The organism is Rothia sp. HMSC065C03, from assembly GCF_001837295.1.
Lineage (GTDB): Bacteria > Actinomycetota > Actinomycetes > Actinomycetales > Micrococcaceae > Rothia.
Map to the genome: position 1 here is coordinate 636,742 of NZ_KV832006.1, position 23,963 is coordinate 660,704.

Annotated in this window: 16 protein-coding genes and 2 tRNA genes; 6 read left to right on the forward strand and 12 right to left on the reverse strand. The window is 58.4% G+C overall.

Annotation, left to right across the window (positions count from 1 at the left end; all coding sequences use genetic code 11):
* Positions 1–206: 206 nt before the first annotated feature.
* The 6 genes from HMPREF2605_RS08165 to HMPREF2605_RS08190 form a co-directional block, all read right to left on the reverse strand.
* Positions 207–1,910, reverse strand: coding sequence for a hypothetical protein (locus tag HMPREF2605_RS08165; RefSeq protein WP_246828192.1), 1,704 nt, complete (start codon positions 1,908–1,910; stop codon positions 207–209).
* A gap of 575 nt (positions 1,911–2,485) precedes the next feature.
* Positions 2,486–4,300 carry a propanediol dehydratase gene (locus tag HMPREF2605_RS08170; RefSeq protein WP_070847890.1) on the reverse strand — a complete coding sequence of 605 codons (1,815 nt, stop codon included), beginning with the start codon at positions 4,298–4,300 and terminating at the stop codon, positions 2,486–2,488.
* Positions 4,301–4,597: 297 nt separating this feature from the next.
* Positions 4,598–6,613 carry an adhesin gene (locus HMPREF2605_RS08175; RefSeq protein WP_070847894.1) on the reverse strand — a complete coding sequence of 672 codons (2,016 nt, stop codon included), beginning with the start codon at positions 6,611–6,613 and terminating at the stop codon, positions 4,598–4,600.
* 719 nt (positions 6,614–7,332) lie between these two features.
* A complete protein-coding gene (locus HMPREF2605_RS08180) occupies positions 7,333–9,174 on the reverse strand; it encodes an LPXTG cell wall anchor domain-containing protein (RefSeq protein WP_070847898.1) in 1,842 nt (613 codons plus the stop codon).
* 539 nt (positions 9,175–9,713) lie between these two features.
* Positions 9,714–10,514, reverse strand: coding sequence for an SDR family oxidoreductase (locus tag HMPREF2605_RS08185; protein ID WP_070847901.1), 801 nt, complete (start codon positions 10,512–10,514; stop codon positions 9,714–9,716).
* 135 nt (positions 10,515–10,649) lie between these two features.
* The gene (locus tag HMPREF2605_RS08190) at positions 10,650–10,964 is read right to left on the reverse strand and encodes a hypothetical protein (RefSeq protein WP_005508144.1); all 315 of its coding nucleotides are present in this window, start codon (positions 10,962–10,964) and stop codon (positions 10,650–10,652) included.
* A 205-nt stretch (positions 10,965–11,169) separates the two neighbouring features.
* Here HMPREF2605_RS08190 and HMPREF2605_RS08195 point away from each other — a divergent pair, with 205 nt between their 5' ends.
* The 4 genes from HMPREF2605_RS08195 to HMPREF2605_RS08210 all read left to right on the forward strand — a co-directional run bounded on the left by HMPREF2605_RS08195 (position 11,170) and on the right by HMPREF2605_RS08210 (position 17,056).
* Positions 11,170–11,484, forward strand: coding sequence for a hypothetical protein (locus HMPREF2605_RS08195; protein WP_070847904.1), 315 nt, complete (start codon positions 11,170–11,172; stop codon positions 11,482–11,484).
* A 19-nt stretch (positions 11,485–11,503) separates the two neighbouring features.
* Entirely contained in the window at positions 11,504–14,236 is a 2,733-nt protein-coding gene (valS, locus tag HMPREF2605_RS08200; RefSeq protein WP_070847907.1) for a valine--tRNA ligase, read from the forward strand.
* 528 nt (positions 14,237–14,764) lie between these two features.
* A complete protein-coding gene (locus tag HMPREF2605_RS09425; RefSeq protein ID WP_141754952.1) occupies positions 14,765–15,166 on the forward strand; it encodes a hypothetical protein in 402 nt (133 codons plus the stop codon).
* 288 nt (positions 15,167–15,454) lie between these two features.
* A complete protein-coding gene (locus HMPREF2605_RS08210) occupies positions 15,455–17,056 on the forward strand; it encodes an LssY C-terminal domain-containing protein (RefSeq protein WP_070847910.1) in 1,602 nt (533 codons plus the stop codon).
* A gap of 140 nt (positions 17,057–17,196) precedes the next feature.
* Here the strand turns inward: HMPREF2605_RS08210 and HMPREF2605_RS08215 are convergent, their stop codons facing one another.
* The 6 genes from HMPREF2605_RS08215 to HMPREF2605_RS08240 all read right to left on the reverse strand — a co-directional run bounded on the left by HMPREF2605_RS08215 (position 17,197) and on the right by HMPREF2605_RS08240 (position 22,995).
* Positions 17,197–17,838, reverse strand: a complete 642-nt coding sequence (locus HMPREF2605_RS08215; protein WP_070847912.1) for a DsbA family oxidoreductase — start codon at positions 17,836–17,838, stop codon at positions 17,197–17,199.
* Positions 17,839–18,012: 174 nt separating this feature from the next.
* Positions 18,013–19,335: an ATP-dependent Clp protease ATP-binding subunit ClpX gene (gene clpX, locus HMPREF2605_RS08220; protein ID WP_049349129.1), complete on the reverse strand. Its 1,323-nt coding sequence runs from the start codon at positions 19,333–19,335 to the stop codon at positions 18,013–18,015.
* 508 nt (positions 19,336–19,843) lie between these two features.
* Positions 19,844–20,533 carry an ATP-dependent Clp protease proteolytic subunit gene (locus HMPREF2605_RS08225; RefSeq protein ID WP_012903382.1) on the reverse strand — a complete coding sequence of 230 codons (690 nt, stop codon included), beginning with the start codon at positions 20,531–20,533 and terminating at the stop codon, positions 19,844–19,846.
* A 5-nt stretch (positions 20,534–20,538) separates the two neighbouring features.
* The gene (locus HMPREF2605_RS08230) at positions 20,539–21,192 is read right to left on the reverse strand and encodes an ATP-dependent Clp protease proteolytic subunit (protein ID WP_070819539.1); all 654 of its coding nucleotides are present in this window, start codon (positions 21,190–21,192) and stop codon (positions 20,539–20,541) included.
* A 319-nt stretch (positions 21,193–21,511) separates the two neighbouring features.
* Positions 21,512–22,813 carry a trigger factor gene (tig, locus tag HMPREF2605_RS08235; protein WP_070819538.1) on the reverse strand — a complete coding sequence of 434 codons (1,302 nt, stop codon included), beginning with the start codon at positions 22,811–22,813 and terminating at the stop codon, positions 21,512–21,514.
* Positions 22,814–22,920: 107 nt separating this feature from the next.
* Positions 22,921–22,995, reverse strand: a tRNA-Pro gene (locus HMPREF2605_RS08240).
* Positions 22,996–23,264: 269 nt separating this feature from the next.
* On the opposite strand from HMPREF2605_RS08240, the gene HMPREF2605_RS08245 reads away from it, so the two are divergent.
* Both HMPREF2605_RS08245 and HMPREF2605_RS08250 read left to right on the forward strand, forming a co-directional pair.
* Positions 23,265–23,338: transfer RNA gene (locus tag HMPREF2605_RS08245), tRNA-Gly, on the forward strand.
* A 343-nt stretch (positions 23,339–23,681) separates the two neighbouring features.
* Positions 23,682–23,927, forward strand: a complete 246-nt coding sequence (locus HMPREF2605_RS08250) for a hypothetical protein (RefSeq protein ID WP_049327799.1) — start codon at positions 23,682–23,684, stop codon at positions 23,925–23,927.
* The last annotated feature ends 36 nt before the right edge of the window (positions 23,928–23,963 follow it).

Consider the following 23,963-nt stretch of genomic DNA (forward strand, 5'->3'; position numbering starts at 1 on the left):
TGACAACAGCTCGCATCTATTTATCGGTTATTTCAACCCTATCACGAACCTTAAGGTTCATTCACGCGAGGGTAGAGTTTTTTTTGAACACCCTGAATGCACGACTCGCCCCCTGGAATCTGCACCAACAGATAGCGGGGGTGAGTGTTCCTCATGAAACAACGAACATACTATGCGATGCCGTCAAAAAGCACGGATTAGGGGCGTTAGCCGCCGAGGACTCCCCTGCGGTGAGCCAGCCACGCGGCACCAACCACCAGCGCCAAACCGGTGCCTCCAAGAGCCCAGAAAGCTACACCGTGCTGCGCGACCTCTTCACTAGCGGGAGACTCCGCCGAAGCTGCAGCCTTCACGCCATCCTGACGCTCAGCATTCGCTGTGGAGTGCACCTGAGTGGTATTCGAGTTCACCGTAGCTGAACGATTATTAGACTCCGAATGAACCACGGAAGGGAAACTCTTATTGCCATTACCAGAAGCTGCCGACGCTGCCTTTTCTTCATCCGTCAAAGCATCCAGCTTCGCGGTAGCAGCGATAGATGCCGGATCAGAACCCGAACTGTACGCCGAAATCTGATTGGTGCGAGTCGGCTCAAAAGCCGAACGCGGAGCCATCGTACGTGCCTGAGCCAAAGCCTGCAGAGCCTGACGCTGACGCTCAGCCTTCGCTTCCTTTGCCTTGGACATGGCGCTCACCGCATCCAGAGTGGAGCGGGGTGCGCTCGCGGCAGACTGACCCGAGCCCGACTGGGTGTCATCAGAACGAGTCGAGACGGCGCTAGTAGCAGCCGAGGGGCTACCCTGAGTGCTACCGGTCGCCTCGGCCGCATTGGCGCTGGGCGCGAGCGATGCGCTTGCATCCTGGCGGGACAGCTCATCCTTCGTCAAGGAGGTTGAGTTGCCGGTCGCCTCACCACTGACCTTGAATCGCACCGAGACAACTTCTTCCGCGTACTCAGTATCGTCCGCATGCACCAGGTAGGCGGTGTACACCGAGCCGGTCTTCAGCAGAGAGCCGGGCATGCCGACCTCTTCCTTGAACGCGCCATTCACAATGCGATCAGAGCTGATGTGTGTAATGGACAGCGCATCACCCTTATGGTTGCCACTCATATCGGTTTCAACCACGATTAGGTCGTAGCCAGCCGCATTCGCGGGCAGACGCGCTGCACTGATAGTCACCGGCTTGGTTTCCTTATCAGAGCGAACCTCAGCATAGGCGACCTTCAGTTCCGCAACACTCAGGGTCTGAGTATCGCGAGAAGAGGTCGATCCGCCGGGGACCTGCTCCAGCTTCTGCGTGTGGGTTTCGAGGTTCGGGTTTTCAGCAGACTCGGAAGGCACCTCAGTCTTAACCTTATCCTTGCTACCCTTCTGATCTGCAGCCTGCTGGTTCTTCTGCTCCTCTTCACGGAGCTTTTCCATCGTCTTTAGCTCGTCAATGGTCGGCACCTGGTGGGCGTTTTCCTTCTTGTCCACCATCACCTCGTCAGAGTCATCCTCAATCGGGATAGCGTGCGTAACGAGGGAACCCTCAGAAATCATGAATTCGCCATAGCCCGCGTCGGAGGTCGTCAGGTCCATGACGCTCATGGAGTAGTAGCCCTCCTGGGGCATCTGCGGCATCTCAAAGGTGACGAGCATCGAGCCGTCGTCCGCACGCTCAACCTGCATTGCGGAGGGCTCGTAAGTGTCAGACCCAAGCAACGTGCCAGTGGCGTCGTAGTACTGCATTACCAGGTACACCCTAGAGGCATCGCCCACGTAGCCACCCTCATAGAGGGGCGCGAGCTTAATGGTTGCCTGACCGTCCTTGATGGACTGAATCTGAATCTCAATAGTGTCGACCTCAATTTCGAGGTCTTCATAGGGGCAGTTCGAGGCAAATTCGCTACTAATCAAAGATGCCAAGCAGTCATTTACGTTAATTGCTTCAGCCTCAGTTGCAGAGGCGCCAGGAAGTACAAAAGCGCTTGCACCTAAAGCGGCTGCAAGCGAAAGAGCATGAATGCGTTTCGGAAGTCGAGTGATAGTCATGTGCGCCATTTCGATCGATGTAGGCGCAAAGCCTGGACTAGGGAAGGCTCACCACAAGCCCGGTGTTTCTATCCAAGTATTTGCGCACCAGTACGTCGGTTACACCCTAGCCTAACACGGATATTGCACTTAATGTTGCATTGCATTCACGTGCTAAAACTTTATGTCGCAATAATTACCGAAATAAAAGGGAATTAATTACTTTACTGAGATATAAATAACGCAAAATTCGAATGTCAAAATATATTCTCTAAAGTGCACCAAAAAAAGATTTTTACACCGCCCCAAGGCGCACCAGACCACCGCGCAATAGAGTCAAACATCCGGGCACGCAGAAGGCGCCCCACCGAACACGCACCCACACGGCACGCACCCGACAGAGCGCCTCCCACTCAACAGCTCCCCTACAGAGAGCCACGCCTCACAGCGCTAGGCAACAAATAGCTGAACTACTCAGCACCCAGCTCCTCAGCACCCTCAAGGCGGCGACGATACACATTAACCGCAACAGCAGTACCCACAAAGGCAACCGAACCCAGCAGAGCAATACTCAGCGGCAAGGTACCCTCCGGCAGCGGGCCATTATCCTGAGCGCTCGCCTCCAGCTTCGAACCGGAAGAATCACCGCGCGACTTCGAGCTACGCGTATAGAAACTACCCGAACCTGCAGCACCCACATTCTCCTGAGGCGAAGCAACAGTCACCGTCTCCCCCTCAGCAGACTGGTAACCCAACAGGTTCACCACGGTACGCCCCGGCAACATCACCGCATAACCAGACATCACCATCGTCGAAGGAACCACCGCAGTCTCAGCCACAGAACTACGAGCCTGCGCGGTAATCGCACGCGCCGACTGCTGCGCCTGCATAATATAGCCCAGAGCGCTATCCACCGACGGGATCTTAGCAACAGAATCAGTCACCAAATCTTGAGCATCCGCAGAGGCACCTGAAGAATCCACAGTGCTCACGCGACCTGAAGGGGCCGAAGGGCTCACACGCTGATTCGCATCAGAAATCATCGGAATCTGCGGGTGAACAACAGTATTCGTAGGCTTCGGAGCCGGATCAACAGGAACCGCACGCTGAATCACGCTCACACCAAAAGCACTGGTCGCCATGAGCTGCAGCTCCTCAGTGGAGTTACCACCCACCACAACCACACGGTAGCGCTTACCCGCATTCAAAGAGGTACCGGGAACCTTCAAATCAGCAGAGAAAGAAGCATCAGTCACCTGCTGAGGGCTCACATGCGTGGTCGCCAGCGGCGAACCCACGGCACCGCCGTCAGCAGGCATTTCAAAGACCATCACGTCATAGCCCAGGCCACTCTCCGCCACGTTCCTAGCGCGCACGCTAATCGGCTGCAGCTCATCCGATCCGCGCAGCTCTGCGGTAGAAATTTCCAGGGTCGCCTCACGGGTCTCCGCGGGAGCCCGATCGGAGCGGGAGTGCACCAGCAGACGATCCTCGGTCACCTCAGCGGGTGCCGCATCATTGGTAGAAGAACTCACCGAAGCAGAAGCACTGGCAGACGCACTCACCGAGGCGCTAGCAGATGCACTCGCAGAAGGACGAGCCGAAACTTTCTGCGATGCAGACGGCGCTTCAGAAGGTACCGGGGCGACCGTCGGGCGCGGGCTATCCTTCGCGGCACTCGGGGATGCGCTGGGGCTCAGGGACACCTCGGGGGCAGGATTCGCCTCCACGCGGTTAGCACGGGGAACACCGGGGGTGTCCGGGAAGAAAATGTTCTGGCTGCTAGCCATAATCTCGTCGACTGTTACACCGTACTCGGGCATAAACTCAACGGAGACAGTCTCGCCGTTGCTCAGATTCTCAATTTCCACCATGTACGGCTGCTCAACGTTGAGGCGCTGGTGGATGCTCAGCTCAATATTGCCTTCTTCATTCTTTGAGGCAGTCATCTGGGCTGCGGGTACGGTCATGGTCGCCACAACGCCATCTTCAACGGAGATGGCGGACAGGCGAACCCTCAGATTCTCCAAAGAGGTTACACCGGTCAACGACAGCAGGGTGTAGTCATTGCTCTGAGCAACCAGGTCCAAGGTAATGTCGTGGCTAACCACATCGGCGGCAACGGCGATGGGAAGTTCAGGCTTCGGGGTCTGCTGAGTCTGCGCGTGAGCGGCAGAGGCAAAGGTGGCGGGGGCCAGAGTTGCAGGCGCGACGGAGCCACCCAAACCGAGGGCGGCAGACGCTACTAGCGCCGCGCCGCGAGCAGTTCGCTGCGTGGAAAACATGGTCACCTATTTTCGTGAGTGAGTGTGATGAATCGTCGTGTGACTCCTGCGCCCAAAGGTCGGAAGTAGGCACAGAATAACGGTTCTCTGATATCGGTGACCGGAGGCGCTTCACAGCGACTCCTCACCTCGGGTGAACGAGGTGGTAAAGAGTGATAGTACCGTCTATGACAGCACTCTAAATTATAGGTATAACCTTAGAAAAAGTTAAAGATGTAGGGACGCCCGAATCTTGCATTTCGGACATCCCTACATCTATATGCGTATTTTGCCTAGTGGGGCAATAATTGACCCGTTTTAGCGGCGAGAACTGAGCTGCATCTCACTACGGCGACGGCGGCTCAAACGCATACCGGCAAGCAGTGACAGCGATCCTGCGGCACTAATGACCAACATATTGGAGGCGCCAGTAGCCGCCAACTGCTCACGCTTCTGTTGGGCACCGGAGGCAACTTTCTGGGAGCCAGATGCCTGTGCTTCGACCTTCTGCGCGTTGCCCTTCTGCGCTTCAGTCTTCTGCACAGAGGTATTCTGTGCAGAAACATTCTGCGCGGGAGCACCCTGAACACCAGCCGGAGCGTCCTTCTTCTGCTCAGCACCGCTCTCCCCCGCCTTCTGCTCGGTAACAGAAGCCTGATCAGCCGCAGGCTCAGTAGGCACCGAAGCATCGACCGCGGGAGTCTCGACAGCGGGAGTGTCGGCTACGGGAGCCTCGACAGTGGGCGCATCCTGCTCAGGGGTAGTGGGCAGGCTATCCACGCTATCGCGCTCGACGGTAAAGCCGCCATTGACCATGCGCACAGTACCCTGCTCATCCTCCGCCACAGCACTCACACGATAGGTGGCACCGGACTTGAGCTCCGAGCCGGGAATCTGCACCTGTGCGGTGAAAGCACCGGAGTCGTCAATCTCAGAGACGTCAGCCGACGCAATCACGCCGCCGGTAGCCACTCCGTATTCATCGATAGCGCTAACCATCAGGTGCACCGAGCTGACGCCGGTGAAGCCCTCTCCACGCAGGGTCAGGGTCTTTGCGGAATCGTTTTCGGGAACTACGGTTTCTTCTACGTGCAGGCGGGCGGTCATCACGGGGCTAGCGGTGTCGTTGGTCTGTTCTTCGGTAGTGTCTTCTTTGGTGGTGTCATGGACGCGGTCAAAGAGGGTGTTACGCGGCAGGTCGTAGTGGCGGCGCGGATCATCCTCGGGCAGCACGTGGTCGAACTGCTCGGCAGTATTCGAGGAGGCCACCTGCTCGGACTGAACACCCTGAGTCGGCTGGGTAGCCTGCTCGGGCTGCGCTTCCTCTGCAGACTGCTTCTTCTTGAACTGTGCCTGCTCCGCCATTGCACGCTCAGCGGTGGCAACCGGAGCGGAGCCATTCTGTACATTCCAACCATTCATGAAGGGAACCTCAACTTCCTGGGCGGTGTAACCATTAGCTGCAGAGGGAGCCACCTCAACGCTCAGCACGTAACGCAGATTCTCGTGGACGTTCTGAACTTCTTCCAGCATGGATCCGGGCACCTCAATGCCATCCAGGAGGGTACCGTTCACAACGTCGGCGCGCGCGGGAGAAACAGCCAGCAGCATGCGGTTACCCTGGCTATCCAAGGCGTAGACGTAGGTCATCACTTCAAATGCCTGCGCTTCACCCAGGCCGGTGACCTTGTAAACCACCAGGTTCTTCTCCTGTGGAATTTCCATCTGGCCCGAGAGAATCTGAGCATTCAGCGGCTCATCCTGAGTATTTGCGGGCAGCAGCTCCAGCGGTGCAGAGGAGTTGTAGGAGGGATCCTCCGTCGCGTAGCCCTTGGCAGGGTCAACCACGGCAGTTGCGACGACGTACTGCTGGTTGGGGTCGAGGGTGCCTGCGGGCAGGGTCAGCTGGGTGCTGAAGCGGCCGCCGTCCACATCAAGTTCGGGCACGAGGGTCATCGTCACTGCGGAACCGCGACCCAGCGCGTATAGGGGGTACTGGCGGTATTCGCTCACGTACACCGCCACGCCGTAACGTTCGACAGGGCCGCCGGTGAAGCCTTCACCGGTCACGGTGATGCTCTGGGAACGCGCCGGGTTAATGACAACACCCTGCTCTACGTACACCTGCGGGGAGTTCTGGGTAGCAACGTTTTCGATGGGGGTTGCGTTTGCCGCGGAGGGAGGATTGTCGGATTCCACCGCAGTCGGTGAAGCCATTCCGCCGGTATTCTGCACCTGCACATCTGCGTGCGCAGCACCAACACCGGTGACGGACAGGACGGAAGCAGCAATAGCGGCTGTTGCTCGGGTTTTTGAGTGAGCGGGTTCGGGCATGGAACACACCTTCTTCTGTGAGTGTGAACGATACCCTCCGGTGGGCGCCACGGATCGAAGTTGGACGGGTGTCTCTTCGGGATTGACCGCTATAACGTACGGACTAGTCATAACGTTCATGTATTGGTGGAAGTTACCGCGAAGGGAATCGCTCTATTTATCGGTAATTCCACACTAACAATACTTTTCTTGTTATTGCTGTAAAGACGCTTTACGTCCTAACTATTTTCCTGTGCAATAACCCACACGGCATATTTTTTACCCTCCAGAACAGCATCAAGAGCACTCAAACTGCATGGACTAGGTAAAATTTTTCAACTCTCCCTTGAAGCTCAAGGTTTTATTGCATGCATATGCAGTTTTAATGGATTTGAGATAAAAATATTCTGCACATTCATGCATTTAATTTATTTCTTTTAAGTGAAAAAATCGCAGGTCACACCCCTTTTACATGCGCATTGATTACAAGCATGCGTACCAATAATTGCGCGCCAAATAAGCCAGCAGAATCATTCCGTCACACCGCCCCGCGCCTCCACCACGAAAGAGAACACCCGCGCCCCCTGCTTGCCGCACACGCTTTGCCACCCGCCTCCATTTCAAAACTGCTAACACGCAAAAGTGCCGCCAATACCCTTTTCAGAGTATTGACGGCACTTGCCGCACTCACCGTGCGGTGAGCATTAGATTTTCAGGGCCTGGCTATAGAGCCTGAGCTATTAGAGGCTGCGGCGGCGCAGGAGCATCAGTGCAGCACCAGCAATCAGAGCTGCGGCGCCAACGCCTGCAATACCTGCAACGCCCTCAGCACCGGTGTGTGCCAGCTGCTGCTTCGAGGAGGAGGAAGCCTGAGCCGAGCCCTTGGTGCCGGAGACGCCTACAGTGTGACCATTGGAGCTAGAGGAGGTAGCAGCGGATGCGTTGCCAACCTTAGCCTTGGGTGCCTGAGAAGAAGGCATGCGGGTCTCGGTTACGACAACCGAACCGTCTTCACGCATTTCAGCGGTGAAGACGCTGGTGGTGCCGTCGCCGTTATCGCGAACGGTGGTGTTATCGTCCTCAGTAGCTGCCGGCAGGGTCGGTGCGGGGTTGTTCGCATCGCTCACGGTAGCGGTGGTGACTGCTACCTGGTGTACCAGGCCGTTGGGGTCGCTGGTTGCCACCATTGCGTAGGCGTAACCGGGCTGCAGCAGTTCAGCAAGAACGCTGACCTTGACGCGGAAGGTGCCGTTCACGATTTCAGAAGCGGGCACATCGTGGGTTGCCAGAGCATCACCGGTGATGTTGCCGTTTGCATCCAGGCGGAAGATAGCGATCTGCACACCGTTAGCGACGGACTCGTGGGTGAAACCGGAGCCGTTGAAGGTCAGAACGTTGTACTGGTCGTTCGGGTTCAGGGAAGCATCCTCGGTGGTGAGGGTTGCGTTCTCGGGTGCCGCGGGCGCCTCAGGAGCGGGGGTCTCGTCAGCCTTGGGGGTCTCAGCCTTGGGGGCTTCCGGAGCAGGAGTTTCTTCCTTGGGAGTCTCAGTCTTGGGAGCCTCGGGTGCCGGGGTCTCGTCAGCCTTCGGGGTCTCGGGTGCCGGGGTTACGGGAGCGGGAGTCTCGTCAGCCTTGGGGGTCTCAGGCTTGGGAGCTTCAGGGGCGGGGGTCTCGTCGGTCTTCGGAGCTTCGGGAGAAGCGGAATCGGTGACCTTGAAGGAGGAGAGAGCCACGAGCTTCTGATCGGGCTGACCCTGCGGGTTGCTGACAGCAACCAGAGCGTAGGATGCGCCTGCGGGCAGCTTGCTTGCCTCAACAGTGAAGGCGGTCTTGAAGGAGCCGTCCTGAATCTGATCTGCAGACACAGAGACGGTAGCGATAGCATCGCCGGTGACCTGCTTGTTTGCATCCAGTGCGTAGATGCTGACCTGAACGCCGGGGCCAACCTTCTCACCGTAGAAGCCGGTGCCAACAACGTTCACGGTGTTGAACTGCGCGTCACCGGGGAAGTGAGCATTCTCAATAATGACGGAGGGATCAGCCTGCTTTGCCTCGGGAGCCGGGGTGGAGGGGGTGGTCGGCTCAGGGGTTGCCGGAGTGGTGGGCTCAGGGGTTGCCGGAGCAGTGGGGGCAGGGGTCTCTGCCTTGGGAGCCTCGGTAGCCTCAGCCTTAGGAGCTTCGGTCTTGGGTACTTCAGCCTTAGGTGCCTCGGTTGCAGGAGCGGTGGGGGCAGGGGTCTCAGCCTTGGGTGCTTCGGTCTTCGGAGCCTCAGCCTTGGGAGCTTCGGTTGCCGGAGCAGTGGGGGTAGGAGCCTCTGCCTTGGGAGCCTCGGTAGCCTCAGCCTTAGGAGCTTCCGCCTTAGGAGCCTGAGTTGCCTCAGCCTTGGGGGTCTCTGCCTTAGGAGCCTCAGTTGCGTTGCCGCCAGGCAGGGAAGAAGTCTGAGCAGTTGCCTTCTGGTCGACAACCTGCTGCTGGTCAGCGGGTGCTTCTGCCGCAAAAGTTGCCGGGATTGCTGCCACGGAACCGGCAGTAAAGGCTGCCGCTGCTGCGATCTTGTAAACGCGACGGGTAGTCTTCGACATTTTTCCTCGATCTCTGATTATCGGTGTTGAGCCTACCGTGGTTCGCCCCCGTCTTTGAAGGTGCAGTAGGCCCACTACATGGGTGTGACTGCTAAAAGGCTAGCATTTGCCCCTGGACGTTTAGCATGCTTACCGCCATCTTTGCCCAACTGTAACGAAATCGTTATAAAACCACCCCTTAAGTTGAGGCTTAATGCAGACCAATCCGGGAATTTTATGCCCATCTACTGACACACGAAGGCATATAACCCTATCTTTTGATTGCATTTGAAGAAAATATAGGGTGTTCCATAGGTGATTTCGACTCACCATTTTCACCCTAATGAACCTTAAAGTCTCACGTACCACTTTATAGTTCCCTCAAGTTCTCCTTCATGCCTCTCCCCCGCTTCTCAACACCCCACGGGCACCTTCATGTATGCCTTCTCTACACGCCGAGAACACAGAGAAACACCCCGCCCGCATCCAGATAGGGATGCGGGCGGGGCTACCAAAGTCAAGGCCTCACTAAGGCTCAATCGTCACGGCACACCGCAAGCTCAGCTCTCCTTACGAATCACCTTAAACTGGCTCGGCTGTGCCACCGGGCGAATCGTGATGCGGTCAAGGTTCACGTGGTGCGGAACGTTCAGCGCAAAGGTCACGGTCTGCGCCACATCCTCGGCGGTCAGCGGCTTCTCAACACCCGCGTAGACGCGCTCGGCGGCTTCCTTGGAACCCAGACGATTTAGGGAGAACTCCTCGGTGTGCACCATGCCCGGGCAAATCTCAATCACGCGAACGTTATGTTCCGCTTCTTCCAGGCGGAGCGCCTCCGTCAGGCCGCGAGCGCCGAACTTCGCCGCATTGTATCCGGCACCGCCCTCGTAACCGTGCTCGGCCGCTGTGGAGGTTAGGTTCAGGATCGTGCCGTGACCGTTCAGGCGCAACGCCTCCGCGAAGGCACGCACCATGTGCAGAATACCGAGCACATTCATCTGATACATCTTCAGATAGTCATCAGGCTTACCCTCTGCAACCTTGTCCACACCGATAGCACCGCCAGCAATATTGACCAGGGCATCAATGGTGCCCTGCTCTTCCAGGATCTGCTCGGCTACGAACTGAACGGACTGCGCATCGGTCACATCGCAGGTCACCGGATGAGCGCCGGTCTCCGCATAAAGGGTGTAAAGACGGTCGGTACGACGAGCCAGGGCGTAGACGGTCCAGCCACTTGCTACCAGCTGCTGTACGGTGGCTCGGCCAATACCGCTGGATGCGCCGGTCACCACGGCCACTTTGCCGTCACCGGTATGGGGCAGGAAAGGAGATGCAGGAATGTGGGTGTTCTCAGTCATACTTTAATCCTAGTAGAGTGATGCCCGCGGGTGCTCAGTTCGAGCAGACTCGCGGGCATATATTTTGAAATTTTCGATAGTGAGATAGGTATCCGCCGCCGTTCAGAACAAACGATACAGACACCATCACCCGTGCTACTTGCGGCGGCGCGGCAGACCCCAGCGGCTCCTGCCGCCGTCACGGAATCCGAGGCGATGCTCAAAGTACACGGGCGAGCTACTGCCGGTCTTAATCGTGTCCGGAGGGACCGTACCTTCACGCGCAGACAGCAGATAAAGAACCGCAGCGCCGGGCATGAACATAATCAGCGGTAGCACGAAACGCATACGCGCCTCACCATAGCCGCTACGCACCGTCAAATGCCAGACGCACAACGCAACCAGCACCAGGTGCAGTATCAGCAGAACAGTTTCAGACGTGCCCAAACCAAAAATACTCAGAGAACTCATTGGCAACTCCTCAAAGGTCGTGTACTTTCAGTCTACGCCGTGCCCGCGCCCCTGAGAAGGATTCGCCAACTGTTGATACTGCGGATTTTCGCGCCTACACTGCAGGTAACCGAGAGCGGCTTATTAGGGGGCTCTCTCCCCATTTCCGTTTTTCACTGAGCTCACCGCTGAATCACCGATTACTCCTCATATTGGGAACCTCCACATGACAGCAATACCGCACCAGCGCATCACCTCTCTTAAAGAGCAGCGCCAAGCACTCCAGCAGCGGGCGCGCACTATCCGTGCCGCCACCGGAACCCCCTATAGTTCTGAGGTGCATCTGCTGCTCGGGCAGAGCTACCTCGACCCCGCCAGCTGGCAGGAAATCACCGCCTCCAGAGGGGTACGCGCCGCAGTACGCAGGGCACAATTTGTGCGCCAATACAAGCCCCTCCTGGCACGTCTAGAAGCCGCAATCGAGCAGTACGAACAGGCAAGCACAGCGCAGAATTCCCCTGGAGCTGAGAGAATGCCGTGAATATGAGAAAATAGCCGTTATGGCTGAAAACATTTTGGGCTCAGACTCGCCCGTACAGATTAACGTTCCCGACCGCCCCGCCCTCGAAGGCCTCGAAGAGAAGCTCTCGCAGCGCTGGGCCGACGAGAAGACCTACGCATTCGACGAGAACACCACTCGCGAACAGGTCTACTCCATTGACACCCCGCCGCCGACCGCATCCGGCTCCCTGCACGTGGGTCACATGTTCTCCTACACCCAGACCGACGTCATTGCACGCTACCAGCGCATGACCGGCAAGAACGTGTTCTACCCCCTCGGCTGGGATGACAACGGCCTGCCCACCGAACGCCGCGTTCAGAACTACTACGGCGTTCTCTGCGACCCCTCCGTGGCAGACAACGACTCCTTCCGCGACCTGATCACCTGGAAGGCAGACGGCACCCCCAAGCCCGACCGCAGCCAGGCAAAGTGGCCGCGCATTTCCCGCAACAACTTCATTGAACTCTGTGAAGAGCTCGCGGTTGAAGATGAGAAGGTCTTCGAAAACCTCTTCACCACCCTGGGTCTGTCCGTTGACTGGTCGCGCACCTACCGCACCATCGACGCACACTCCCGCAAGGTCTCCCAGCTCGCCTTCCTGAAGGACCTGGAAGCAGGCAACGCCTACATGGCTGAAGCACCGACCATGTGGGACGTCACCTTCCGCACCGCAGTGGCACAGGCTGAGCTGGAAGACAAGGAACGCCCCGGCGCGTACCACCGCATCAGCTTCCACCGTCCCAACGGCGAGAAGGTCTGGATTGAGACCACCCGCCCCGAGCTGCTGCCCTCCTGCGTGGCTCTCGTGGCGCACCCGGACGACGAGCGTTACAAGCCGCTGTTCGGCACCACCGTCACCTCCCCGCTGTTCGGCGTTGAGGTCGAAATCAAGGCGCACCCGCTGGCACAGCCCGACAAGGGTGCCGGTATCGCCATGATCTGTACCTTCGGTGACACCACCGACGTCACCTGGTGGCGTGAACTGCAGCTGGACACCCGCGCCCTCATCGGTCGCGACGGCCGCTTCTCCCGCGAAACCCCCGAGTGGATCACCTCCGCTGAGGGTCGCGAGCGCTACGAGCGTATGGCAGGCACCACCGTCTTCACCGCACAGAAGACCGTCGTGGAGATGCTGGTTGAGGCTGGCGAAATGGACGGCGACCCCAAGCCGATTACCCACCCCGTGAAGTTCTACGAGAAGGGCGACAAGCCCCTCGAAATCGTTGCTTCCCGCCAGTGGTACATCCGCAACGGTGGCCGTGACGCTGCACGCCGCGAGAAGCTCATCGAGCGCGGCCGTGAGATGAACTGGTACCCCTCCTTCATGCGTAGCCGCTACGAGAACTGGGTTGAGGGTCTGAACGGCGACTGGCTGATTTCTCGCCAGCGTTTCTTCGGCGTTCCCTTCCCCGTCTGGTACCCGCTGGACGCTGAGGGCGAGCCGGACTACGAGAACCCGATTCTGCCTTCTGAGGACATGCTGCCGGTTGACCCCGCCTCTCAGGCTGCCCCCGGTTACACCGAGGATCAGCGTGGCGTAGCGGGCGGCTTCATTGCCGACCCGGACGTTCTGGACACCTGGGCTACCTCCTCCCTGACCCCGCAGATTGCGACCGGCTGGGGCGTGGACCCGGACCTGCACGCGAAGACCTTCCCCATGGATCTGCGCCCGCAGGGTCACGATATTATCCGTACCTGGCTGTTCTCCACCGCTGTTCGCGCGGAGACCCTGGCTTCCTCCGTGCCGTGGTACAACACCGCGCTCTCCGGCTGGATTCTTGACCCGGACCGCAAGAAGATGTCCAAGTCTAAGGGCAACGTTGTGGTCCCCAACGAGGTGCTGGAGAAGTACGGTTCGGACGCTGTGCGCTACTGGGCTGCTTCCGCTCGTCTGGGTGCTGACACCGCCTACGACGAAGGCCAGATGAAGATTGGCCGCCGCCTTGCCATCAAGCTGCTGAACGCATCCAAGTTCGTACTGAACCTGGGCGCTACCGAGAAGTCCGTGATCACTTCTCAGGCTCAGGGCCGCGTGCTCATCAACGCCCTGGACCGCTCCCTGCTGGCTCGCCTGGCGTACCTGATTGAGGAAGCAACCGCCGCATTCGAGAAGTACGAGTACGCTCGTGCCCTGCAGATTTGCGAGAGCTTCTTCTGGTCCTTCACCGACGACTTCGTTGAGCTGATCAAGGACCGTGCGTACGGTGCTCGCGGCGAGCAGGAGCAGGCTTCTGTTCTGGCCGCGCTGGCAACCACCCTGGATGCTCTGCTGCGCCTGTTCGCACCCTTCCTGCCGTTCGTGACCGAAGAGATTTGGTCCTGGTGGCGTGCAGGTAGCGTGCACCGCGCCGAGTGGCCGCAGGCACTGCCCATTCTGGAGGGTACCCTGCTGGCTGAGTACTCTGCACAGAACCCGACTGCTGGCATTTCTGCTCAGTGGGTCCTGGCGGACGCTGACCCGGCTCAGATTGAGTCGCTGAAGCAGATTCTGCCGGATGTTGCTGAGGCTCTGGGTGGTCTGCGTAAGGCTAAGAGTGACGCGAAGGTTAAGCAGCGCACCGAGGTTGAGTCCGCAACTATTGCGGCTCCCCAGGCTCAGCTGGATCGCATTGCCGCTGGCATGGCTGATCTGAAGGCTGCCGGTAACGCTCGTGAGCTGTCCCTGGTGGCGGCTGAGGGCGAGCTGGAGGTTCGCGATGTTGTGCTCGTTGTGGAAGAAGCAGCTGAGTAATCACGTCTTAGCGTTTATCGCTTGATTTTATGACGCCACTTTGGTGTTGGTAACGGGGCGGTACTGGTTTTCAGTGCCGCCCCGTTTTCTGTGCCTGCTGTTTGTTGTAGCTCGCCGGGTGTGAGATTCCGACTGCGGACCTATACGGTGCTGACTTTGGGTTTTATTTCTGTGGGGCCCGCAAGTACCTGCGTCTGGTTCGAAGAGCTTTCCCTAGCTTCCTTCCCCAACGATGTGGGTTTAGCCTGCTAATCTGTGGGGATTCTGTGGGATTTCCAACCCCTTTTTATATTCATCAATGTGCAAAGAGCATAATCAACCTTATGAGATTGACTGTCACTTATGTATGATTGTTGATGCGAGGGTTTTACCATCAGGAACAACCCTCTATTCAACTTCAGCAACAGACAAATTACCGGTACGAGTAACGACATACCCCGACCAACCGCACGACAGTAAACCACCCGTCAGGCGCAGCGATGCGTCCTGACTCTGACCCGCGCCAAAGTAGGCGCACCCATAATTACTATGAATTCACGTTCTTCATCTTCCGGATTACCGCAAGAGCCTCAGGCGAGGCAGAGCTCAACCCCGAGCTCACCGCCAGGAGCGCAAGCAAACATTTCCCCCGACCAGCTTCAGCACTATCACACGAGCCTGAACGAATACATCAGCCAGGCACGTGAGCACGCCCAGGCGCTGCGTGCCAGCTACACCAACGAGGTGTACGAGCTCTGGCATCAGCATATTTCCACCAGCGCCGCCACCGATGAGGCGAGCATCGCCTCCGGCTCGTTGACCGCTCAGCAGCTTGAGGAGCTGACCCGCAAGTGGGTGCGCCTCATGCGTGAAAGCCGCGACATGCTGCATCACGAAAGCACTATTGCTGCGGCACGCGCCGCGGTTGAGACTAAGCCCCTCCCCGAGTAGGAATTCTCACTGTGGGAATTCCCCACGCAGTACATGCCTGCTTTGGGAAGGTACAAATAGGGCTAGCACTCCCCCTGTTTCTTCTATTGTTCATTTCTCCCTTTATTCAACGCACTTTCAGCGCACGCTCTGTACGTTGAAGCACCCCGCGATTCCGTCGCAATTCCGTGGCGGGGCGATCGACCCAAGCGATTAAGCCCTGCCCGGAATGCGTACTTCACACAACCTGCCCCCTTGCTATAGTTATGGATATTCAAAGACCCTAACTATGTTGCAGAAAGGGCGGGAATGTCCCACCAAAAACGCGTCCTGCGGCCTATACGTAGCGATGTTGCTCCCCCAGTTACTTCCCCACCGGTTTACCGTGGTGATATTGACGCGCGCGGCACGGCGCAAGACCTCGTCCCGCGCAGCTTGTGGGTCGATTTCTGGGACACTCTCTTCTTTATCTTCGCCGGCATCGCGGCCCTCGTGCTGACCTTCATGATTCTGGCGAATACGGTTGGCCATTCTTTCTGGGGTTTCCCCATTGCCTTCATTTTCTGGGCGGTCACCGCGTACCTGACGCTACCGCGTTTTCACGCCATCATGACCCGCATCTATGTGCCCGACTACTTTATTGGGCGTACCCGCACCCCGGACGGCCTGCTCGGCGACCCGGTCAATATCGGTCTGATTGGTACCGAGGAGCAGATTCACCAGGTCATGCAGGACGCAGGCTGGACCCGCGCTGACAACGTCACCCTCGTCTCTTCCTGGAAGATTATTCTCTCCACCATCACCCGCCGCTCCTACGCGGAGGCGCCCGTCTCCCCGCTGAAAATTTTTGGTAAGACGCAGGCTTTCGCCTACCAGAAGGAAGTGGACGGCAACCCCGAGAAGCGCCACCACGTGCGCTTCTGGAAAACCCCGGACGGCTGGCTTCTGCCGGGCGGTCACCAGGTGGATTGGTTGGCGGCGGGCACGTACGACTCTGGTGTGGGTTTCAGTTTCTTCACCCTGCAGGTCACGCACCGCATTGACGCTGAAACCGACTTTGAACGCGACTATATTGTGGAGTCCATTCAGTACGCTCACCCGGAAACTCACGTTGAGATTCTGCACGATTTTTCCTCCGGCTACCACGCCCGTAACGGCGGCGGTGACGCGATCCGCACGGACGGCGCGCTCCCGGTCATCGTGCTAAACAATGAGGGACTGGAGCCGCAGGAGCAGGAAGAAATTCACCTCTCCAGCGCGCACGACCTGGCGTACCGCATGCCGCTGAGCCTGCTGGTTGGTTCGGGTATGCTCATCGCTGTGACCCTCGCCGACATTGTCAACAGCGTCATTTTGGCGCTCAGCCGCCCGGCACTTCGCGCCAAGCTGCTGGAGGAAGGCTCCGGCAACGACATTGAGCTGCTGGACCTCTTCGATCAGGTGGATAGCAACGTGCTGCTCACCATTACCGGCACCGTGCTGGTGGGTTTTGTAGCAATTTATTCGGCGGTGCACCTGTTCCTGCTGTGGAGCACGTTGCGCGGCTCGTCGAAGGCTCGTCGCCTGGCTCTGCTGTTGACGGCGCTGAACTTCGCGGCGATTACCGGTGGTGTGCTGTGGGGCCACCAGTCCCTGCCGCTGTCCACGATTTTCTTCCAGCTGGGTGTTGCGGTGTTTGCGATGCTGGCGTTCACCTCGGATGCGGCGGTTCAGTACACGGCAACCCGCACCTTCCACATGCGCGATACAAAGATTGTGCAGCGCGCGACGCACCCGAAGGTTCTCGAGCACAGGGCACAGCGCAAGGCTCAGAAAGCCCAGAAAGCCCAGAAAGCGCTGAAAGCACAGAAGACGCACAATGCGCAGAAGGCACCCAAGGCTACCTCTGCAAGTAGCGCTCACCGCGCGTAGATTGCACGTTTCAGCGCAACATCGTGAATAGAAAAGTACCGCCCGGTCAGTACATGACCGGGCGGTACTTTTATGCTCTGCAACCGCAGACTCTACCGATCCTGCGCGCATTGCAGGACTCTCAGCGCATTGCAGGGTTCTTAGGCTTCGCCCTTTTCGCCGTGGAAAATCGGGCCCACGTTACGGGGGCGCTTGAGCTCAAAGAAGCCGGGGTAGGAAGCCAGCGCCAGGGCGCCATCGAAGAGCTTACCTGCCTCTTCACCGGCAGGGCTCGGGGAGATGACCGGGCCGAAGAAAGCGGTGCCGTTAATGGAAATCAGCGGAACACCGATGTCGGTGCCACCCACGGTCTTCAGGGCGAGGTCCAAAGAAGCGCGCATCTGCTCGTCGTACTGATCGGTGAAGGCGACGTCCGCCAGCTCTGCGGGCAGGTTGACCTCCTCCAGCGCCTTGACGATTGCATCGCGGTAGGAATCAGCCTTGTTCTTGTTGTGGTGAATCTGCTCGCCCAGAGCGTCGTAGAGGGGCTTGATGACCTCGTTGCCGTGCAGCTCGCGCACAGCGGTAATGAGGCGGGCCGGCGCCCAGGACTTGTTCATCGCTGCCTGGTAGCTGGAGGGCAGGTCGCGGCCCTGGTTGTGCATGGACAGGGAGAAGGGGCGCCAGGTCACCTCAACGTTGCGGACCTTCTGCACCTCGCCAATCCAGCGGGAGGTAATCCAGCACCAGGGGCAAATCGGGTCGAACCAGAAATCAATCTGTGCGGGTGCGTTCTCAGCCATGAGTGTTCCTCTCTCATACGGTTGCGCCAGCCGCTTCTATGAGCCGGCGCTTATTCTTCGGTACACGCTCTTCAGGACATGCCAGCGAGAGCAGTACCTGCTAGTCAGCCGTCACCCCGTATAACCGGGGCGACGGCTTCTTTATTCCCTAGCCTATCGGCTGGAAGTATTCGGTTATGCCGCCTGACGGTCCGCTTCCTTCAGGGAGGTGGCCTTCGCCTCCCCCTTCACGGTGCGGGTGGTCTCGGTTTCGGGGTCGGGCGCCTGCAGTACGTAGCGAGGCTCCGCACCGTTAAGCACGGTGTCCTCACCAATCACGATGGACACCACATCGGTGCGGTCCGGGATGTCGAACATAATCGGCTGCAGAATCTGCTCCATCATGGCGCGCAGGCCGCGGGCACCGGTGCCGCGTTCGGCGGCGAGGCGGGCAATAGCCGCGATCGCAGCGTCGTCGAGGACCAGGTCCACGCCGTCCAGGGCGAAGAGGTGACGGTACTGCTTGAGCAGCGCGTTCTTCGGTTCGGTCAGCACGCGAGCCAGCTCTTCTTCGTTGAGCTCACTCAGGGTCGAGATGACCGGCAGGCGGCCAATCAGCTCGGGGATAATGCCGTAGTGCGCCAGGTCCTCGGGCATGATCTGGTCCAGCGGGTTCTTTACGGAGCCGCCCAGTTCAGCGCCGAAACCGATGCCGCCGGCGCCCACGCGGGCTGCGATGCGGTCGTCGATATTGTCGAAGGCGCCAGCTACGATAAAGAGAATGTTCGAGGTATCAATCTCAATATTCGCGTGTGCCGGGTGCTTGCGTCCGCCCTCCGGCGGTACGGTTGCCACGGTGCCCTCAATGATTTTCAGCAGCGCCTGCTGCACGCCCTCACCGGACACGTCACGGGTGATGGAGAGGTTCTCGCCGCCCTTGCGGGCAATCTTGTCGATCTCGTCAATGTAGATGATGCCGCGCTGAGCCTTAGCAATATCGCCGTCAGCGGCGTTGATGAGGCGCAGCAGAATGTTCTCCACGTCATCACCCACGTAGCCCGCCTCGGTGAGAGTGGTTGCGTCGACCAGGGCGAAGGGCACATCCAGCTTCTTCGCCAGGGTTGCCGCCAGGTAGGTTTTACCGCAGCCGGTCGGGCCGAGCATCAGAATATTCGACTTGCCCAGCTCCACCTGCTCCCCCGCGGTCGCCGAAAGAATGCGGGAGGTCAGCACCGGGTTATCAATATCGTGGATGCGCTTGTAGTGGTTGTACACCGCCACCGCCAGGGTGCGCTTCGCCGCGTCCTGACCGATGATGTAGTCGTTGAGGTAGCTGTAAATTTCGCGCGGAGTAGCCAGCTGAGATGCAGGCGCCGCCGCGGAGGCTTTCACCTTCAGACGCTCTTCAGCGAGGATCTCTTCGCACAGCTCCACGCATTCGTCGCAGATGGAAACATTCGGGCCGAGCACAATCTTGAAAACCTGCGCGCGAGTCTTCTTGCAGAAGGAGCATCGCATGCTGGCGTTGGGCTGTTCGGGAGGCACAATGATGTCTGTGGCCACGAAGATTCCCTTTCGATCGGCGTGGTGAAATCGGTGCAGAAGGGTCAGTGACCTGATGTCTGCGGTGATTTCTCAGGAGGAGCACCGGCGGGTGGTGGGCGCCCTAGTTTGAGTGAGAAACCGGTATGAAATACTCGAATTTTCTCCTTCTCTAAGGCTACCGGAGTTCACCCCGGAACTCAGAATTACGCACCGCAAATGAACGGACTTACCGGGCATATGACAAAGCGCGTCTTTTATGACGGCGGCGAGGCTGATACTCCGGCATATGACGATAGGTATGTGACGCTAAAGCCCGGCAAGAAAGCGCAGGTCAACGCCACATATCAGCTTGGTTCGCCGCCCCCACCCGGCGGGCGCAAAAAGGGCGGCACCGCACCGCGCACCAGCCCGAAGGCTCGCACACGGAGCGATGCCGCCCCTCCCCCGAAAAACGCTCGGGAATATTCCTCAAAACTAAAGTTTAGGTGTGGGAAATAGCGGTGTTGGTCGCAGGCTTACGCAGCTTACGAGACTCCAGTACCTTATCGACCAGGCCGTACTCCAGGGCAGCAGCCGCAGTCAGAATGTTGTCGCGCTCAATGGAACGGTCAACTTCCTCGTAGGTCTTGCCCGAGTGCAGTGCCAGGGTCTGTGCAGTCCACTCACGCATACGCATAACCTCGTTCGCGTGAATCTCAATGTCAGATGCCTGACCGCCCTGCTGGCCGCTCAGTGCGGGCTGGTGAATCAGCACGCGAGCGTTCGGCAGTGCCAGACGCTTGCCGGGGGTACCGGCAGCCAGCAGAACCGCCGCAGCGGATGCCGCCTGGCCCAGGCACACGGTCTGAATCTCGGGGCGGATGAACTGCATGGTGTCGTAGATGGCGGTCATCGCGGTGAAGGAGCCGCCGGGCGAGTTAATGTACAGGGTGATGTCACGCTCGGGGTCCTGTGCCTCCAGAACCAGCAGCTGAGCCATGATGTCGTCAGCGGATGCGTCGTCCACCTGGGTGCCCAGGAAGATGATGCGGTCCTCGAACAGCTTTGCGTACGGGTCCTGACGCTTGTAACCGTAGGGGGTGCGCTCCTCGAAGCTGGGGAGCACGTAGCGGTTGCTCGGCATAGCCGGCGCCGAGGTGGTGATATCGTTCGGCAGGTAGTTCATGTGCATCTCCCTTATGCGTTCTTCGATTCGGGCAGCTTACCGGCGGTGGTGGCAATGTGGTCGAAGAAGCCGTATTCCAGGCCCTCTTCCGCGTTGAACCAGTTGTCGCGGTCGTTATCCTTCAGGATGGTCTCAAGGCTCTTGCCGGTGCGCTCAGCGGTGATCTCTGCCAGGCGCTTCTTCATGTCCAGAATCAGCTCAGCCTGGGTGCGGATATCCGATGCGGTACCGCCAATACCGCCGAGGGGCTGGTGCATGAGGATGCGGGCGTTCGGGGTTGCGTAGCGCTTGCCGATGGTGCCTGCGGTGAGCAGGAACTGACCCATGGATGCTGCCATACCGGTCACCACGGTCACCACGTCGTTCGGGATGAGCTGCATGGTGTCGTAGATAGCCATACCGGCGGTGACGGAGCCGCCGGGAGAGTTGATGTACAGGTAGATGTCTGCCTCGGGGTCTTCAGCCGAGAGCAGCAGCATCTGGGAGCAGATGAGGTTGGCGTTGGAGTCGCGCACCTCGGAGCCGAGCCAGATAATGCGCTCCTTCAGGAGGCTGTTGTAGACGTAATCTTCCTGGGCACCAACGATGGGGTTTGCCATAGACGGCGCGGGCGCCACGCCGGCTGCCTGGGAGGCGCCGATGGGCAGAGGCATGTAGCTGGACATTCTTCCTCTTCTTCTCTAATGGGTCTTCGCTGCATCTTTGCGCGATTTACGCGCCGGAGCGCACGCGAAAAGTTTCGTTGCTACTACCTTACCGATAGTTGCTCTCCCCCGCTTCCCTTCGGGTTGTTCGTTCGCCAGGGGGTGAAGCAGAGGCGAAAACCTCGGTACGGAATAACTTGAGGGCGGAATAGTTTGGGGGGAAAAGAGCCTCAGCGGGCACCCAACCGGTAATTCGGTGGATGCCCGCTGAGGCTACACGTTTCAAGCAATCAGCGCACGCCCTCTAGCGGGGTGGCTTTTTGCAGACCGTGGCGGGGATTTAGGCAGCTGCCTCTTCGCCCTCGCCCAGGTACTTGGACAGGTCAACAACGTTGCCCTTAGTGTCCTTGACCACTGCGGTCTTCAGCACTGCTGCCAGAGCCTTGGAGCGGCGAACCTCGCCGACCAGTGCGCCAGCCTGGCCGGAGCCGTCCAGCATCTGTGCGAACTGGTTGGGGTCCATACCGTACTGGGAGCTCATGGTGATGATGTAGTTGATCATCTCAGCCTGGTCGACGGTCACTTCTTCCTTGTCCGCAACAGCGTCGAGAACCATCTCGTTCTTGAATGCGGTCTCGGTGTTCTCGCGAACCTCGGTGCGGTGCTCCTCGGTGTCGTGGTCTGCTTCAGCGTTGGGGTTGTTGAAGTGCTGCTCGAGCTGGTCCTCGATAACCTTCTCGGGGACGGGGATCTCGACGAGCTCAACGAGCTTTGCGAGGACCTTGTCGCGTGCCTGGGTGCCCTGCTCGGCAACCTTAGCTTCTGCAACCTGCTTCTTGATGTCTTCCTTCAGCTCTTCGATGGTGTCGAACTCGGAAGCCAGCTGTGCGAACTCGTCGTCAGCTGCGGGCAGCTCGCGCTCCTTGACTGCGGAGAGCTTGACCTTGATGACTGCCTGCTCGCCTGCGTGCTCGCCGCCGGAGAGCTTGGTCTCGAAGGTTGCGTCCTCGCCAGCGGACAGGCCGGTCAGAGCCTCGTCGATGCCGTCGAGCATGGTGCCGGAACCGATCTGGTAGGACAGGTCGTTTGCTGCGTCTACCTGCTCGCCGTCGATCTCAGCTGCGATGTCGATGGTCACGAAGTCCTTGTCAGCTGCGGGGCGCTCAACGGTCTTCAGGGTGCCGAAGCGCTCACGCAGAGCGTCCAGTGCCTGCACCTCGTCCTCAGCGGTGACCTCTACCTCGTCAACCTCAACCTCGAGGCCCTCGTAGTTGGGCAGCTCGATTTCGGGGCGGACGGTGACGGTGATGGTCAGCTTGACGTCTGCCTCACGGTTCTCGGTGGAGGGCTGGGACTGAACGTCCAGCTCGGGCTGCGCCAGGGGGGAGAGTTCGTTCTCGCCCAGTGCCTGTGCGTAGTAGTCGTTCAGAGCGTCGTTCAGGGATGCCTCGACGATGTAGTCGAAGCCCGCACGCTGCTCGATGAGCTGCTTGGGCAGCTTACCCTTGCGGAAGCCGGGAACGCTGATCTGACCCGAGAGGTTCTTGTAGGTGCGGTCCAGGTAGGGCTTGAATTCTGCGAAGGGAACCTCGACCTCAATCTTTGCGAGGGTCGGGTTGAGCTTCTCGACGGCGGTCTTCACGTCCGTGATCTCCTCATATAGTTTCGGTGCGGCACGAATCGTGTGTGCCGCGGTTGCTTAGTGGAAAGAGCGCCACGACCTTGTAGCGTCGCGGCAACCGTTTCACGTCGGGGCGACAGGATTCGAACCTGCGATCTCCTGCTCCCAAAGCAGGCGCGTTAGCCAAGCTACGCCACGCCCCGTGAAACCGACCGTGTTGCGCACTTGCGTGTTTAACACAGTCAGTGCCCTAGTTTACCTGTTTTCCCGCTAAATGCCCAACACAGCGGCTCGTGCACGGTTTATTTCCACTGAGCGCGTACTACCCTAATAAGGATGCGCAGACCGGCACAAAAAAGATGAGATGAGCACCCGCAAGAACCTGCAAAAGCCAGCACACAAAACCGCGCCAACACGCCTAAGAGTTTGACAGCACAGATGGAACCTCGCTACTATGGTCAAGTTCCATTCCGGGGATGTAGCTTAATGGTAAAGCCTCAGTCTTCCAAACTGATTACGCGGGTTCGATTCCCGTCATCCCCTCCATGAAAAAGGCTCCGACGCAAGCGTCGGGGCCTTTTTGCATTCCGGGGATTCCGGGAATCGCTTACGTCTAAAAGTTCCGAAAGCTTTCGAAACTTTTAGACTCCAGCCCGTCATCCCTCGAGAACTAATCTCCAGGAATCCCTTCCGCATGCGGATTTGTTTCCTCGCGCGCTCGGAATCCGCACGCTCCAACTCGCCATCCCCGACAACACACGGAGCCCCTACCGCACTTACCCCACCTAAAAACTTCACCCCAATAAAGCAATAGGAAACAGATACGAATATTTACCTCAAAACATGGTACACTTATTCGAAAGTAATCTATTTCAGATAGGAAAATCCAGTGACCTTGAAGATTAATGAAAAAGCTTTGGAAAAGCTCGTACAGCAACAGATTGCTGCAACGACTCAGAAGTATCAGCATGAGTTTGACCGCATCGCCTCAACTATGAAGGGCAAACCGGTGGAGTTGATCCTGCCGGAACTGCAGAAGTTTGTGAAGCAACAGGGTGGAAATGTTGATAATGCACAGCTGAAGGAGTGGGCTCAGCGCCTCTCTAAGGGCGAGAAATTCATCTTCACTTCATAAGCCCTCACAAGATCAGAGCAGTAGAGCTAAGCGAGG